The organism is Desulfovibrio piger (assembly GCF_900116045.1).
Taxonomy (GTDB): domain Bacteria; phylum Desulfobacterota; class Desulfovibrionia; order Desulfovibrionales; family Desulfovibrionaceae; genus Desulfovibrio; species Desulfovibrio piger_A.
On record NZ_LT630450.1, the window covers coordinates 1673822 to 1688960 of the forward strand.

At 66.2% G+C, this 15139-nt stretch carries 10 protein-coding genes; 3 read left to right on the forward strand and 7 right to left on the reverse strand.

Going from position 1 to position 15139, the window contains the following annotated elements; genetic code table 11:
- Positions 1 to 71: 71 nt before the first annotated feature.
- From DESPIGER_RS07725 to topA, 6 genes are all read right to left on the reverse strand, one after another.
- Complete coding sequence (locus DESPIGER_RS07725; RefSeq protein WP_156831658.1) at positions 72 to 686, reverse strand: hypothetical protein; 615 nt, start codon at positions 684 to 686, stop codon at positions 72 to 74.
- Positions 687 to 941: 255 nt separating this feature from the next.
- Entirely contained in the window at positions 942 to 2477 is a 1536-nt protein-coding gene (locus DESPIGER_RS07730) for an efflux transporter outer membrane subunit (RefSeq protein ID WP_083575334.1), read from the reverse strand.
- Positions 2474 to 5674: an efflux RND transporter permease subunit gene (locus DESPIGER_RS07735; protein WP_072335186.1), complete on the reverse strand. Its 3201-nt coding sequence runs from the start codon at positions 5672 to 5674 to the stop codon at positions 2474 to 2476. The genes DESPIGER_RS07730 and DESPIGER_RS07735 overlap by 4 nt, the downstream gene beginning before the upstream one ends.
- A 10-nt stretch (positions 5675 to 5684) precedes the next feature.
- The gene (locus DESPIGER_RS07740; RefSeq protein ID WP_072335189.1) at positions 5685 to 6809 is read right to left on the reverse strand and encodes an efflux RND transporter periplasmic adaptor subunit; all 1125 of its coding nucleotides are present in this window, start codon (positions 6807 to 6809) and stop codon (positions 5685 to 5687) included.
- Positions 6810 to 7062: 253 nt separating this feature from the next.
- Positions 7063 to 8181 (reverse strand): XdhC family protein, encoded by a 1119-nt coding sequence (locus tag DESPIGER_RS07745; RefSeq protein WP_083575335.1) that lies wholly within the window; start codon positions 8179 to 8181, stop codon positions 7063 to 7065.
- Entirely contained in the window at positions 8165 to 10417 is a 2253-nt protein-coding gene (topA, locus tag DESPIGER_RS07750; RefSeq protein ID WP_072335192.1) for a type I DNA topoisomerase, read from the reverse strand. Before topA ends, DESPIGER_RS07745 begins: the two co-directional genes overlap by 17 nt.
- A gap of 316 nt (positions 10418 to 10733) precedes the next feature.
- On the opposite strand from topA, the gene DESPIGER_RS07755 reads away from it, so the two are divergent.
- From DESPIGER_RS07755 to DESPIGER_RS07765, 3 genes are all read left to right on the forward strand, one after another.
- Positions 10734 to 11381: a hypothetical protein gene (locus DESPIGER_RS07755; RefSeq protein ID WP_072335195.1), complete on the forward strand. Its 648-nt coding sequence runs from the start codon at positions 10734 to 10736 to the stop codon at positions 11379 to 11381.
- A 200-nt stretch (positions 11382 to 11581) separates the two neighbouring features.
- Entirely contained in the window at positions 11582 to 12181 is a 600-nt protein-coding gene (traT, locus tag DESPIGER_RS07760) for a complement resistance protein TraT (RefSeq protein WP_231927545.1), read from the forward strand.
- 401 nt (positions 12182 to 12582) lie between these two features.
- The gene (locus DESPIGER_RS07765) at positions 12583 to 14193 is read left to right on the forward strand and encodes a glycosyltransferase family 9 protein (protein ID WP_072335201.1); all 1611 of its coding nucleotides are present in this window, start codon (positions 12583 to 12585) and stop codon (positions 14191 to 14193) included.
- A 457-nt stretch (positions 14194 to 14650) separates the two neighbouring features.
- Here DESPIGER_RS07765 and DESPIGER_RS12915 read toward each other — a convergent pair whose 3' ends face one another.
- Positions 14651 to 15082: a hypothetical protein gene (locus DESPIGER_RS12915; RefSeq protein WP_156831659.1), complete on the reverse strand. Its 432-nt coding sequence runs from the start codon at positions 15080 to 15082 to the stop codon at positions 14651 to 14653.
- Positions 15083 to 15139 lie beyond the last annotated feature (57 nt).

Genomic DNA, 15139 nt, shown 5'->3' on the forward strand with positions numbered 1-15139 from the left:
CGCAGCCTCCCGCCCGCGCAGCGCGGGCACAGGCATGGCCGGAGCACCGGGGCCATCCGGCCCCGCCGGCGTCAAAAATCAAGACTGAACTGCATGCCGAGCCCCAGGGAAGGCTCATTCTCCTCGGGCCGGGATTTCTTGCCCCATTCATTGTGCTCGTCCCTGAGCATCAGTTCCGGGCCGATGGTCAGCGAGGCGTCGTCGCTGTCCATGACATCGGCATAGGCCCGGACCACATGCCGCCGTTCCAGGGGCCGCGCCTCGTCGGGACGGGCCTCGCTCGACGGCAGTTCCGCACGCCAAACGGAGTCGTCGCGCCGGATGTTCATGCCGAGACGGCTTTTTTCCTCCGCTTCCCTTTCGGCCTCCCTGGCCTTGCGGGACTCGGCCCTGGCCTGACGGTCGGCCTCACGCAGGGCATGCTCGATGCTGGAGGAATTGCCCCTGTCCCGGCCGATGGCCCGCTTGTGCAGGGATTCCGTCTCCACGCCGTCATGCCACAGGGCATCGTTCCTGTCGCGGGACGTGCCGAAGCTCCAGGCCTGCCCGCCCTTGCCGCTGCCCGCAGCGGCCTTGCCCGCCGGGGCCTGGGGCGCCCTGCCCTTCTCCGCCGCCATGACCGGCCCGGACGCAAGGGAGACCACCAGGAAGGACAGGGACAGGGAAGCCAAAAACAAACGTACCATATGCAGCATGGATGCAGGATATCCGCCATGCCGCCGGCTTGTAAAGACATGCCCGCCGCAGGCCGTCCCCTGCCCCGCAGGGGAGAGGCCAGAGCATGGAGAAAGCTCCGATGACGGATCAAAGACCGTCCCCTGCCCCGCGGGATGGCCCGTGATGGCCATTTCGCCTTTTCCGCTCCCCTCCCGGCAACGGGCACGAAAAAAGGAAGGGCGCCCGAAAGCGCCCTTCCTGCGGATCTTCGGAACCGGAAGTGCCTACTGCCTGGCGGCGGGCTGCTCCTTGGCAGGAGCGGCCGCGGGCTGGGAGGCCTTCTGGCCGGCGGCGTCATGGATCTTGACCAGCTCTTCCGCGTCAGCCACCGGGAAGGACGGCTTGACGTTGGGATCCTGCCAGCCGCCGCCCAGGGCCATGCACACGCTGACCACGGCATTGAGGCGGTCACGCAGGGCATTGGCCAGGCTCAGCTCGGCGCTGAACAGCTGGCGTTCGGCATCCAGCACGGTCAGATAGTCGGTATAGCCGTTGTCGTACTGCAGGCGCGCGATCTCCACGGCGCGGCGCAGGCTGTCCACCTGGGCCTGGCTGGCGGCCACGATGGCGTCGGCCTCGCGCTGGGAGGTGAGGGACGTGCGCACGTCCTTGAAGGCGTTCTGCACCGTCTTGCGGTACACGGCGATGGCCGCTTCCTTCTGGGCCTCGGCATCCTTGACGTTGTACCAGGTGCGGCCGAAGTCCAGCAGCGGCATGGAGCCCGTCACACCGTAGCTCCAGGCGCCCGCGGGCCCGCTGAACAGGTTCACCACGCTGGCGCTGAGGGTGCCCAGCATGCCCGTCAGGGAGATGGACGGGAAGAACTCGGCGCGGGCCACGCCGATATTGGCGTTGTAGGCCATGATCATGTATTCGGCGGCGCGCACGTCGGGGCGGCGCTCCAGCAGTTCGGACGGCAGGCCGGCGGGCAGCACGGGCGGGGCCGGCAGCTTGCTGATGTCGCCGCCGCGCGGCATGACGGCGTTCATGATGTCGCGGGGCGAGCGGCCCAGCAGCACGGCCAGGCTGGCTTCGGCGCTGTCCACGGCCACCAGGGACGTGTGCACCTGGGCGCGGGCCGTTTCCACTTCGGCACGGGCACGCTGCCAGTCCAGCTCCGTGATGTCGCCCTGGCGGTAACGGCTGGTGTAGATGCCGAAGGCGTCCTCGCGGGTGCGCAGGGTGCGCTTGGCCGTGGCCAGCTGCATGTCCAGGGCCAGCAGGGCAAAGTAGCTCTGGGCCGTCTGGCTGGCCACGGAAAGGCGCAGGGCCTCGTGGCTGACCACGGTGTTCAGCAGCACGTCCGACAGCATGGTGTAGTTGTTGCGGTACTTGCCCCAGAAGTCCAGTTCCCAGCTGGCCGAGAGCTGGCCCTGATAGTTGACATAGGAGCGGTCCGCTATGTCGCTGTAATTGGCGACCTTGGTGGAGCTGCTTTGCGAGGTGGCCGCACCGGCGCCGCTCACCGTGGGGGCGAGCTGGCTGGTGCCCACGCCCAGCTTGGCCGCGGCGGAGTCGATATTGGCCAGGCTTTCCGCCAGATCCTGGTTGTTCTTCAGGGCTTCTTCCACCAGGGCGTTGAGCACGGGATCATTGAAGCGGGTCCACCAGTCGGTGTTCAGCGGACTGGGCCCCAGATCCACGGAACGCCACTCCTTGGGGATGTCCTGCTCGGGACGTTTATAGTCGGGGGCCAGAGAGCAGCCCGTGACGGCCAGGCACAGCACCAGCGTCAGGCCCGCTTTCAGCAGGGGGGTCATATATCCTCCTCCTCGTCGAAGCTTTTCTTGCCTTCGTTGGGATCCTTCTTGCCCTGCAGCTTCAGGGAGATCCGCATGATGCTGCGGAAGAAGTAGGGAACGAAGAGCGTGGCGATGCAGGTTGCGGCCAGCATGCCGCCCACCACGGCGGTGCCGATGGCGTGACGGCTGTTGGCACCGGCGCCGGAACTGATGGCCAGCGGCACGCAGCCCAGGATGAAGGCCAGCGAGGTCATGACGATGGGACGGAAGCGCAGGCGCGCCGCGTGCATGGCGGCCACGTCCAGGCTGCGCCCGCCGCGCCAGGCCTCGACGGCGAATTCCACGATCAGGATGGCGTTTTTGGCGGCCAGGCCCACCAGGGTGACCAGGGCCACCTGGAAGTACACGTCATTGGACAGGCCGCGCAGCCAGGTGGCCACCAGGGCCCCGAACACGCCGAAAGGCACGGCCGTGAGCACGGCCAGGGGCAGCGACCAGCTTTCGTACTGGGCGGCCAGGATCAGGAAGACCATGACCAGCGCCAGCACGAAGATGATGGTGGTATCGGCGCTGGCCAGCTTTTCCTGCAGGGCCGAACCGACCCAGCCCAGGCCGTAATCGCTGGACAGCATGTTGGCGGCCACCTGTTCCATGGCTTCCAGGGCCTGGCCGGAAGAATAGCCGGCGGCCGGTTCGCCCATGAGGTGGGCGGCGGGGAACACGTTGTAGCGTTCCATGGTCTGGGGCGCCGTGCGGCGTTCCAGGGTCATGATGGCGTCCAGGGGCACCATGTCGCCCTTGCTGGTCCGCACATAGACATCATGCAGGGACTCGGGCAGCACGCGGTAATCGGCCTCGGCCTGGAGGCGCACCTGGAAGGTACGGCCCAGGTAGTTGAAGTCGTTGACGTAGAGCGCGCCGAAGGTGGCGTTCATGGCCGTGAAGACATCGCTGATGCTGATGCCCATGTCCTTGCAGCGCTCGCGGTCCAGGTTGGCGTAGAGCTGCGGGGCGCCGGTGGAGAACAGGCTGCGCAGGCTCCCGATGGCCGGATATTTGGGCCGGCCGTTCTCGTCCCGGGACGTGGCCTCGGCCACGAAGGCGTTGGCCGTGTTCTCCAGGTCATAGATGGTGCCGTCGCCGCGCATCTGGATGTAGCCTTCGAAACCGCCCGTGGTGGACATGCCGCTGATGGGCGGTGGCGTGAAGCCGATGGTCACGGCTTCGGGCTGCATCATGGTCACGCCCAGCACCTTGGCGCTGATGGCGTCGGCGCTGCTTTCGGGCGTCTTGCGCTCGCTCCAGGGCTTGAGCACGGCAAAGAAGGTGCCGTAGTTGCTCTTGGTGGACATGGAGGTGATGTCCAGGCCGTTCAGGGTCATGACCGTTTCCACGACCGGATTCTTGCGCAGGGTATCCACCACCACGCGGGTCACGTCGCGGGTGCGGTTCTGCACGGCGCCGTCGTCCAGGATGGTCATGCCCAGGATGTAGCCCTGGTCTTCGTTGGGCACCAGGCCGCTGGGGACCACCCGGAACAGAAAGACCAGGCTGGCGATCATGCAGCCGAAGAGGACCATGGAGACGAGGCCGTGGTCCTTGATGAAGCGCACCGCGCGCACATAGCGGTGCGTGGTCTTGCCGAAGAAGTAGTTGAAGATGACGAAGGGCCTGGCCGGCTGATGGTCATGCGCGTGCGGCTTGAGCAGCAGGGAACACAGGGCCGGGGTCAGCGTCAGGGCCACGATGCCCGAGAGCACCACGGACACCGAGATGGTGATGGCGAACTGCTTGTACATCTGGCCCGCCAGACCGCCCATGAAGGACACGGGGATGAACACGGCGCAGAGCACCAGCACGATGGCGATAACGGGGGCCGTCACTTCGCTCATGGCCTTGGCCGTGGCTTCCTTGGGCGGCAGGTGCTCGGTGCTCATGATGCGTTCCACGTTCTCCAGCACCACGATGGCGTCGTCCACCACGATACCGATGGCCAGCACCATGCCGAACAGGGTCAGGGTGTTGATGGTGTAGCCCAGGGCGTACATGCCCGCGAAGGTACCGATGATGGACACGGGCACGGCGATGCAGGGGATGAGGGTGGCGCGCCAGCTCTGCAGGAAGACGAAGACCACGATGAACACCAGGATCATGGCTTCCACCAGGGTATGGATCACCTCGTTGATGGATTCCATGACGAATTCGTTGGTGTCCACGATGACCTTGTAGGCCACGCCTTCGGGGAAGTTCTTTTCCAGCTCCTTGAGGCGGGCGGTGACGGCGTTGCCGGTGGCGATGGCATTGGCGCCGGGCAGCAGATAGATGCCCATGCCGCGGGCCACCATGCCGTTGTATTCGCTGCTGACGCTGTAGTCCTTGCCGCCCATCTCGATGCGGGCCACGTCCTTGAGGCGCAGCATGGCGCTGTCCTCGCCGGTGCGGATGATGATCTCGCCGAACTCCTCGGGCGTGGCCAGACGGCCCTTGGTGTCGATCTGCCAGGAAAGCTGGGCCGTGTCGGGCATGGGCGCGTCGCCCAGACGGCCGGGCGAGAACTGCGAGTTCTGTTCCTGGATGGCCGCCGAGACCTCGCCCACGGTGACGCCGTACTTGGCCAGCTTGTCCGGGACGAGCCAGATGCGCATGGAATAGTCCATGTAGCCGAACACGGTCACGTCGCCCACGCCGGGCACGCGCTTGAGTTCGTCGGCCACGTTCACCTGCATGTAGTTGTGCAGGTACACGGCGTCATAACGGCCGTCAGGCGAGTACAGGGCGATGACCTGCAGCATGGCCGGCGAACGCTTGGTCACCTGCACGCCCTGCAGGCGCACGGTCTCGGGCAGGGTGGTCTGGGCCAGGTTGACCTTGTTGTTGACGTTGACCAGGGCCATGTCCGGGTCGGAGCCCAGACTGAAATAGACGTTGATGGAGCCCTGGCCGGATCCCGAGGAGGCCGTGGACGTCATGTAGAGCATGTTTTCCACGCCGTTGATGTTCACTTCCAGGGGGGCCAGCACGGTGCTGGCGATGGTCTCGGCCGAGGCGCCGGGATAGAAGGCCGTCACGTTGACCGTGGGCGGCACCAGTTCAGGATACTGGGCGATGGGCAGGGCCTTCATGGCCAGCGCGCCCACCAGGGTGATCACGATGGAGATGACCGACGAAAGGATCGGTCTGCGCAGGAAGATATTTGGTTTTGCCGAAGCTGCCATGGACCATCACCTACTTCTGAGCGCTCTTCTGGGCGGCCTGCCCCTGCTGGGCCTGGCCGTCACCCATGATGCTGACCTTGGCGCCGGGGCGGGCCTTGATCATGCCTTCACAGATGATGCGTTCCCCGCCCTTGAGGCCGGAATCCACCAGATACATGTCGCCGATGGTCTCGCTGACCTCCACCTTCTGGGTGCCGACCACATTGTCCTTGTCCAGGGTCATGACGAAGGAGCCCTTCTGGGTGATGAGCACGGCCTTCTGGGGGATGAGCACGGCATTGACCAGCACGTCGCCGTCCATGAAGATGCGCACATACTGGCCGGGCATGATCTGGCCGTCGCTGTTGACGAAAGAGGCACGGGCCTGCACCACGCCGGTCTCGGGCTGCACGCGGCTGTCGATGAAGTCCACCTGGCCTTCGCCCTGGTACATGCTGCCGTCCAGCAGGCGCAGCCGGGCCTTGTAGACATTGCCTTCGGGGAAGCGCAGGCGGCCCTGGGCGGCCAGCTGCTGGCGGCGCATGTGCTGCGGCGCGGCGATGGAAAAGTCGATGTACATGGGATCGGTCTGGTCCACATAGGTCAGCAGGGAGTTGTTGCTGACCAGGTTGCCGGGCGTGAAGCTTTCCTTGGAGCTGTAACCGGACACGGGGGCCACCACCTGGCAGTAGTCCAGATTGATCCTGGCGGCACGCAGGGCGGCCCTGGCGTTGTCATAGGCGGCCTTGGCGTTGTCGCGGTCCTTCTGGGAAACAGCGTTCTTGGCAAACAGGGGGCGCACACGGTTCCATTCGCGCTTGGCGCTGTCGTACTGGGCCTCGGCCTGCTGGACGGCGGCCTCGTACTGGTCACGCTCGATCTGGAACATGATCTGGCCGGCCTTGACGAACTCGCCTTCGCGGTACAGACGCTTCTCGATGATGCCCTGCACACGGGCGCGCACTTCGACGGAGCGGGAGCCGGAGGCCTGGGCCTGGAATTCGGCCGGCCAGGGCACGTCCTTGGCTTCCACCTGGAAGACGCCCACAGGCGGGGCGGGCATCTGGCCCTTTTGGGCACCATCATCCTTGCATGCCGCAAGGCTGAAACAGAGGAGCAACAGCAGCGTTGCCAGAATGGTCTGTTTTCCGGTCATGATATCTTACTCCTGGGACAGCAGCGAACTGCCGATACGTGGAAAAGCCCGCCCGCAAAGCGAGCGGGCTTTGAATCCCCTGCTAAACATTTTTTGCAAAATGCGTCAAGAAATGCAGGCTTATCTTGCTCTTAAAGCTCGATAAAGAAAAATCCTGTTATTCCAATAGCTTAGCAAGCCGTACTTTTTTCTTGTAACTAATTGGAATAATTTGATATTTTTTTAAAGCACTTTTTTAGGGACCTCCGCGGCCTCAACGGGCCGCCCGAAGCGCCCCCAGCGTGCCGGCCCTGGCGGCCATGAGTTCGGCCACCACGGAGACGGCGATCTGCTGCGGCGTGTCGGCGCCGATGCCCAGACCGATGGGGCAGCAGACCCTTGCCAGGGCCGCATCGCTGACGCCCTGCGCACGCAGCGCCCTGTACACCGAGGCTTTTTTGCTGCTGCTGCCGATCATACCAATATAAAAGGCCTCCGTTTCCAGGGCCTGGGCCAGGACCTCACGGTCGAAGCTGTGGCCGCGGGTCATGATGGCCACATAATGGTGCCGGCCGATGCCGCAGCGGGCCGCCAGATCCGCGAAGGCCGGCAGGGCCAGGCAGCGCCGGGCCATAGGGAAGCGCCGGGGATCGGCGAACTCCGCGCGGTCGTCCACCACGTCCACCACAAAACCGGCCGCATGGGCCAGCCGGGCCGTCTCCAGCGACACATGGCCGCCGCCGCAGAGCAGCAGCACCGGCGGCGCGTCCAGGGCCTCCACATAACGTTCCACAAGGCCTTCCCGCACCAGACCGGGACGGCCCTTGCGCCCGGCCAGCAGGGGCCGCACGGCCTCCGCGCCCGCGTGCAGGCCCGCCACCAGGGGCTGGCCTTCGGGCAGGGCATCCAGATACAGGTCGCGCACGGGCGCGTCGGCCCGGCTCACGTCCAGCAGCCAGATGCCGGTCAGCCCGGCTTTCAGGGCCGCGTCCGCCGCACGGAACAGGGGCGCCTGCGCAGGCGCCAGATATTCACAGAGCAGATCCATGCTGCCGCCGCAGATCATGTCGCTGTCGGGGCCGAGGCCGGTGAGGTCGCAGCGCACACGGGCGGAGCGCCCTTCCCTCAGGCAGACATTGGCCGCCTCCACGGCGCGGGCCTCCAGCAGGCCGCCGCCCACGGTGCCTTCCAGACCGGCGGCGGTCAGCAGGGCGCGGGTACCGGCGGCACGCGGGGCCGAGCCTTCCCGTTCCACCACGGTCAGCAGGACCACGGCCTGCCCTTCGTCCAGCAGCCGGGCCGCACGGGCCTCCAGATTCAGCGGTACGCCCAGGCCATCCACCGGGGCGCTCACCAGCACCGGCGAGGCCGGCGCTTTAGGCATCCTGTCCATCGTCGCCTCCTTTCACATAGCCGCAGCCCTTGGTGGGGCACATGATCTTGACGCTGCCGTCGCGGCCGCGCTTCTCCACCAGGTAGGAGGAAGCGCAGCGCGGGCAGGGGCCGGGCACGGGTTTGTCCCACAGGGCGAAATCACATTGCGGGTAACGGTCGCAGGAATAGAAGATCTTGCCGCGCTTGGTGCTCTTCTCCACCATGCGGCCTTCGCCGCAGCGCGGACACATGACGCCCGTGGCCACGGGCGCGGTATAGTTGCAGTCCGGGTAGCCCGTGCAGGCGATGAAGCGGCTGCCCGTACGGGCGTGCTTGATGACCAGGTCCTTGCCGCAGCGCGGGCACTCGCCCACCTTCTCCAGTTCGGGCTTCTGCGGGGCCACCATCTCCAGACGTCCGTCCTCGGTGCGCTGGAAATTGCTGGTGAAGCGGCAGTCGGGATAGCCGCTGCACGCCAAAAAGGGCCCGGCCTTGCCGAATTTGATCATCAGGGGCTTGCCGCAGTCGGGGCAGGCCAGATCCGTGGGCAGGCCGCCCTTGACGCTCTGCATGTTCCTGGCGGCGGCCGCCAGCGTGGGGTTGAAGTCCGCGGCAAAGGCACGCATCAGATCCACCCACTGCTGGTCGCCGTCGGCCACCTTGTCCAGCAGGCTTTCCATCTCGGCCGTGAAGCCCACGTCCATGAGGCGCGGGAAGTGCTGCACCAGCTGCTCGCAGACCACGCGCCCCAGATCCGTGGGGATGAAGTGGCGGTCCTGCAGGCTCACATATTCGCGGTCCTGCAGGGTGGAGATGATGCTGGCGTAGGTGGAAGGACGGCCGATGCCCAGCTCTTCCAGCTCGCGCACCAGGCTGGCTTCGCTGTAGCGGGCCGGGGGCTGGGTGAACTTCTGCTCCTTGTCCAGCTTCTCCAGCTGCAGGGTCTGTCCGGCCGCCAGGGGCGGCAGTTCGGCATCGCCCTCGTCCTTGCCCCGGGGCAGCACGGCCAGGAAACCGGGAAAGAGCATACGCTCGCCCCTGGCCTTCCACTGGGTACGGCCGCAGGCCACGGTCACCGTGGTGTCGTGGAAGCGCGCCCCGGCCATCTGCGAGGCCACGAAGCGCGACCAGATCAGGCGGTACAGGTTGTACTGGTCCGGGGGCAGGGCCGCCTTGACCATCTCGGGCGTGATGTTCACGTCCACGGGCCGGATGGCTTCGTGGGCGTCCTGCGCGCCGCTCTTGGTCTTGTAGACGCGCTTCCTGGCCGGCAGGTAATCGTTGCCGAACTCGCGCTGGATGAAGTCATGCGCCGCCTGCCGGGCCTCGTCGGCGATGCGGGTGGAGTCGGTACGCATGTAGGTGATGAGGGCCGTGATGCTGCCGTCCTCCATCTCCACGCCTTCGTAGAGGCGCTGGGCGATGTTCATGGTGCGCTTGGCCGTGTAGGAAAGGCGCTGGTTGGCGGCCTGCTGCAGGGTGGAGGTGATGAAGGGCGGCTGCGGCGCACGCTCGCGCTCCTTCTGCTCCACGCTCTCCACCACGAAGGGCTGGCCCCTGAGCTCGGCCTCCAGGGCATCGGCCTCCCCGGCATTGCGGATCACGGCCTTCTTGCCGCCGATGCGCGCCAGCTCCGCCCGCACGGAGGGCGGCACCCCGGCGCCCAGCAGGGCCTTGAACAGCCAGTATTCTTCCGGCTTGAAGGCGGCCCGCTCGGCCTCGCGGTCCACGATGAGGCGCAGGGCCACGGACTGCACGCGCCCGGCGGAGATGCCGCGCTTGATGGTCTTCCAGAGCAGGGGCGAGATCTTGTAGCCCACCAGACGGTCCAGCACGCGCCGGGCCTGCTGGGCATCGAAAAGATGCTGGTTGAGCTCGCGCGGATGGGCCAGGGCCTCCTTGACGGCGCGGGCGGTGATCTCGTTGAACTGGATGCGCTTGATGTCCTTGGCCTTGTCGCGGATCAGCTCCGCCACATGCCAGGCGATGGCCTCCCCTTCGCGGTCCGGGTCGGGGGCCAGATAGACGGTATCGGCCTTGGCCGCGGCGCTGCGCAGCTCGCTGACCACGTTCTTCTTGTTGTCGATGACCTCGTACTGGGGAGCAAAATCGTTGGCTTCGTCCACGCCCAGACTGCTGGACGGCAGGTCGCGCACATGGCCCACGCTGGCCTGCACCATGTACTGCGGTCCCAGAAATTTTTTGATGGTCTTCACCTTGGCCGGCGATTCCACGATGATCAGCTGCTTGCCCATGATGTCCCTTGTCCATCCGACTGCCGGGGCAGTGGCGGAGTTGAGTGAAAAAAAGACGGTCCTGCGAACCGTTTATGCTGCCAGAAGGCCGCCCGGGAAAGGGAAAGGACGCGGAGGAAGAGCCGGGCCGCCGGATCAGCGGCAGGCAGCCGCGGGCCTGCCGTGTGCGCGGAGGATACGGCAAAATGCAGCCACGTCAAGCCCGCTCCGGCGCCGTACGGGCTTCGGAAGTCCCTTTTCCGCCGTCTGGACAGGGCTGCCGGACTGGGCTACAACATATAAAGACCGGGATCCTCCATCCCCTCAAGGAGCCGCCATGCACCCGCACCGCATCCTGAGCCTGCTTTTCCTCCTGCTGCTGTCCCTGGCCCTGGGGGCCTGCGCCTCGCACGAGGCCAGACCGGCGCCGGAGCCCGGCGCGCCCCTGCCCGCCGTCACCCTGGAGCGGGGCGACAGGGTCTTCGTCACCATCGAGAACGGCAAGAGCATGACGGAAGACCTGCACTCCATGCTCACGGCCTACCTGCAGAGCGAACGGGGCCTGAACCCTGCCCCGGACGCCGGGGACGCCGATCTGGTGATCCTGGTGGAGATACGCGATGTCTGGGCCACCAGCGACGGCAGCCGGGTGAGCGCCGGGCGCACCCTGGGCAACGTGGGCACGGGCACCATGCTGGGCGTGCTGCTGGGCGGTCTGGTGGACGGCCGCGGCGGCGCCATCGTGGGCGCGGGCATCGGGGCCACGGTGGGCGTGGGCGCCACCCTGCACGATGCGGGCGACAGCTCCACCAGCTGGGCCCTGGAAGCCGCCGTGGGCATGGCCGCCCGCCGCATCCCCGACAAGGACGGCCTGCACGCCGTTGCCGTGACCAGCCGCGGCGATCCCCGCAGCAGGGAAGAGGCCTTCGCCGGACTGGAAGACGCCCTGTGCCGGGCCATCCTGGACTCGATCAGGGTCCTGTGATGGCCGCCCTGCTGGACATGCCTGTGATTTCTGCGGTATAGGGCTGGCCTCGGTGACAGTATCGTGCCCGGGCCCGGGCACGCCGGTCTCCCCTGTCCCTGCCGCTGTACAGCGCCCGACCCGCACCCCGGGGGCCGCAAGCCCTGTCGCCGTCCCGGAGACGCATGAAAAAAACGCTCTTTCTCCTCCTCGCGCTGCTCGTGCTGCTGCTTCCCGCCTGCCAGCACCGGCAGCCCGCCCCCACCGACATCCAGGTCCTGCGCCAGGGCTCCCTGGCCCCGGCCGACGATGACACCACCCCTGTGGTCTATGTCAGCGTCCGCGACCAGAGCCGCCATGTCTTCGGCCTGCGCGCCGAAGTGGAACGCCTGCTGCGTGCCGAACAGTACGCCATCACCGACAACCCCAGCCAGGCCGGTTTCATCATCCAGGCCAGCGTGCTGGAAGCCGGCATCACCGACGCCGCCACGGCCCGCGCCCTCGTCGAGGGGGGCTACGGGGCACCGTCGGACCTTTCCGGCAAGGGCGCGACCCTTGTCCTTTCGGACATCCTTCTGGTGCAGCGCCGCGTCCCCAGCGACAAACGCCCCAAGCGCTTCATGCTCCAGAACGTGGGCAGCCGCAATGCCCGCGGCAGCAGCCAGATGCGCACGGGCCTGCTGGCCCGGCGCGAGTTCAATGTGGATTCCGGCGTCCCGGCCCTCTTCGTGAGCCTGCTGGCCAGGGAGATCACCTCGCCCTTCAGCACGGCTCCCCGGGAACAGGCCCCGGCGCAGCCGCAGGCCGAGCGGCGCCCCTGAGCCGGAGCCTGCGCAGTCCGGCGGCAGCTCCGCGCAGCCGCAGGACGGGCGCTTTTCGTTTTTTTCCAACGCGGCAATCTGCGGGCAACTCCGCGCAGCCGCAGGACGGACGGCAGCGGCCCGCCCCGGTCCCAGACGGGGAAGGGCCCTTTTCCCGTGTCCGGCCGTGGCGGCAGGCCGCCCCTGACCGGCAGGGCAGAGCGCGTCCCGGCCGGGGACGGCAGGGCTCCGGCGGGCATGGCCTGCCCGGCGCCTTCCCTCCCCTGCCGCCTGCCGTGCGCGCCGTGCCCCTTTCCGGGCCCCGCCCCCGTCTGGACGTCCGCGCCCGCTTCTGCTAGAAAGCTCCCCCCGTCAGCGTGCCCCGCACCACGGGAATCTTCACCCTCCGCAAGGAAACTGTCATGCGTCTGGATGCTCTTGTCATCAATCTGAACCGCTTCGGGGACCTGCTGCTCAGCCAGCCCCTGCTGCACGACCTGCACAGGGCCGGGCGCGGCACCACGCTGCTCTGTCTGGAAAAATACGCGGACACCGAGGGCCTGCTGCAATTCGCCAGCCCCCTGCTCACGGTGCCCGACCGTCTGGTCAGCCCCGAACAGGCCGATGCCACCCGCCACGAGCTGCAGGCCTGGGCCCGGGCCCTGCGCGCCGACGTGCAGGCCGACCACATCATCAATCTGACGCCCAGCATGTCCGCCCGTCTGCTGGCCACGACCCTGGCCCCCGCGCCCGAGGCCGTGCTGGGCTTCGGCCTGGACCACAAGGGCCGCCCGCGCGTGGACGGCCTCTGGCCCGCTTTCCTCCATGCCGCCGAACTGCGCCAGAGCAACGCGCCCTTCAACCTGGCCGACATGTTCCGCATGACCGGCGCGCCCCTGCTGGGCGGCCTTTCCGGCGAGCTGCTCTCCCAGCCCGGCTCCGGCCTGCTCAGCGAACTGGGCACCGAGGCCCGCGAGACGGCCCGCCGCCTGCTGGCCCACGCGCCGGTGATCCGGCACGGCTTCATCGGCATGCAGCTGGGCGCCAGCGAAAAGCGCCGCCAGTGGCCCGTGAGCCATTTTGTGGAACTGGGCAAGCGCATCTGGCAGGAAGAGGGCATCTGCCCCGTCCTGCTGGGAGAGGCCTCGGAACGCCCCCTGGCCGATGAATACGCCCGCCTCACCGGCACGCCCTTCGTGGACGTGGTGGGGCAGACCAATATCTTCGAACTGGGCGCCGTCCTGCGCGAGATGGCCATGCTGGTCACCAACAATACCGGCACCATGCATCTGGCGGCCGGTCTGGGCCTGCCCCTGCTCGCCATCTTCCTGGCCACGGCCCAGCCCTGCGATACCGGCCCCTATCTGCCCGGCAGCTGCTGCCTGGAGCCGACCCTGCCCTGCCATCCCTGCCCGCATGACCATGACTGCGTCCTGGGCGAGAAATGCCGCCATCACATCAGCGCCTCCATCGTGGCCGACCTGGTGCTGGCCAAGCTCACCAGCGGCCAGTGGAGCGAAGGCATCACCACCTCGGCCTGCCGCGAGGCCCGCATCTGGCAGACGGCCACCGACTCGCGCGGCTTCATCACCACCACCTGCCTGTCCGACCACAAGGCCGATGACCGCACCCTCTGGCTCTGCCAGCAGCGCGTCTACTGGCGGCGCATCCTGGATGACCTGACCTCCGGCGCCACGGAGCCCACGCCCCTGACCCACGTGCCCCTGAGCATGGCCTGCCCCAACTATTCCAGCCAATTCGCGGCCCGCGTGGGCAAATCCCTGAGCCAGTGCGCCCACCTGCTCCAGACCCTGCTGCAGGAATGCGCCCCCCTGCCGGAGAGCTTCGATCCCACGGGCCACCCCCTGTGCATGACCATCCTCCAGCGCATGCAGTCCTGCCCGGAACTGGCCAGCATGGCCTTTTTCTGGCACCAGCTCTGCCAGCACTACCAGGGCCGCGGCCCCCGCTTCCTCCAGGCCGTGCGCCTGCTGCACGCCCATATCCTGCGCTGGGCCAGGAGTTTCGATTAAGGCCTGCCATCAGACGTTGCTGGAAGGAAGGCCGTCTTGCGTCGCTGTTGATGCCCGCAAGGCTCCTGCGTCGCCAACCGGCACGGCCAGCGGCCGCCATTCGGTCGCCGGCTCGCGCATAACGGTGTCCTTCCCCGAACGCGCTTTATTCCCATCATATAGTTGAAAAAGAAGAGGCGGCCGTCATATGACGGCCGCCTCTTCTTTTTTTCGATCATCCTGCATCGAGGGCAGAGAGCAGAAGCCTCCAGCCTTCACTGCCCAGATTCCCGGGACTGAGCGTCGCCTGCCTCGGACTATGACCATGTATCCGATGCGGATACGTCTCCAGTTCCGGGACGGCATCTTCCCATTTTTTCCGGCTCCTGAGCTGAACGACCAATGCCCTTCTTTGCATGGCAGCGAGCAGGATATGCCGTGTAAAGGCAAATGAAGGAAATAGCCGACACCTGTCACATTATTTTGATTTATACGGATATAACTGCAAAAGAAGAAAAGAATTGGAACAAACTTTTAAAGAGAATCCAGCTTTTACTACTTCTTTGATTTTCTTTACCCAGTATCCGTATCCGTCATTTCCGGCCTCAAAGCATGGATTCAAATGGTAGAACGGATATTCTTGCACAATGAACTCGCGCGTTTTTTTCATGCTTAACGAAAATTCTTCATTCCCAGGCATGATGGCCGCATCGTTTCCACTGTAGCCAGGATGGAAATCCAGAAGGACGACAGGCGCATCCAGACGGCCTGAAAAGGGTTCTGGGGGCAATTCGGTGTGCAGCGCATAAGGAGTCCCGGCATATTTCCGGTTGAATGCCGCGACCACCGCCGCATCGGCCTGCACGACGAAAGGCTGTGCCGCTGGAAGAAGAAGCCACGGATTATCCATACATCTCCTCGCTGAAAGAAAGACAGGATAAAGCGCGCTGGGGAGGGGCGGAGAGTT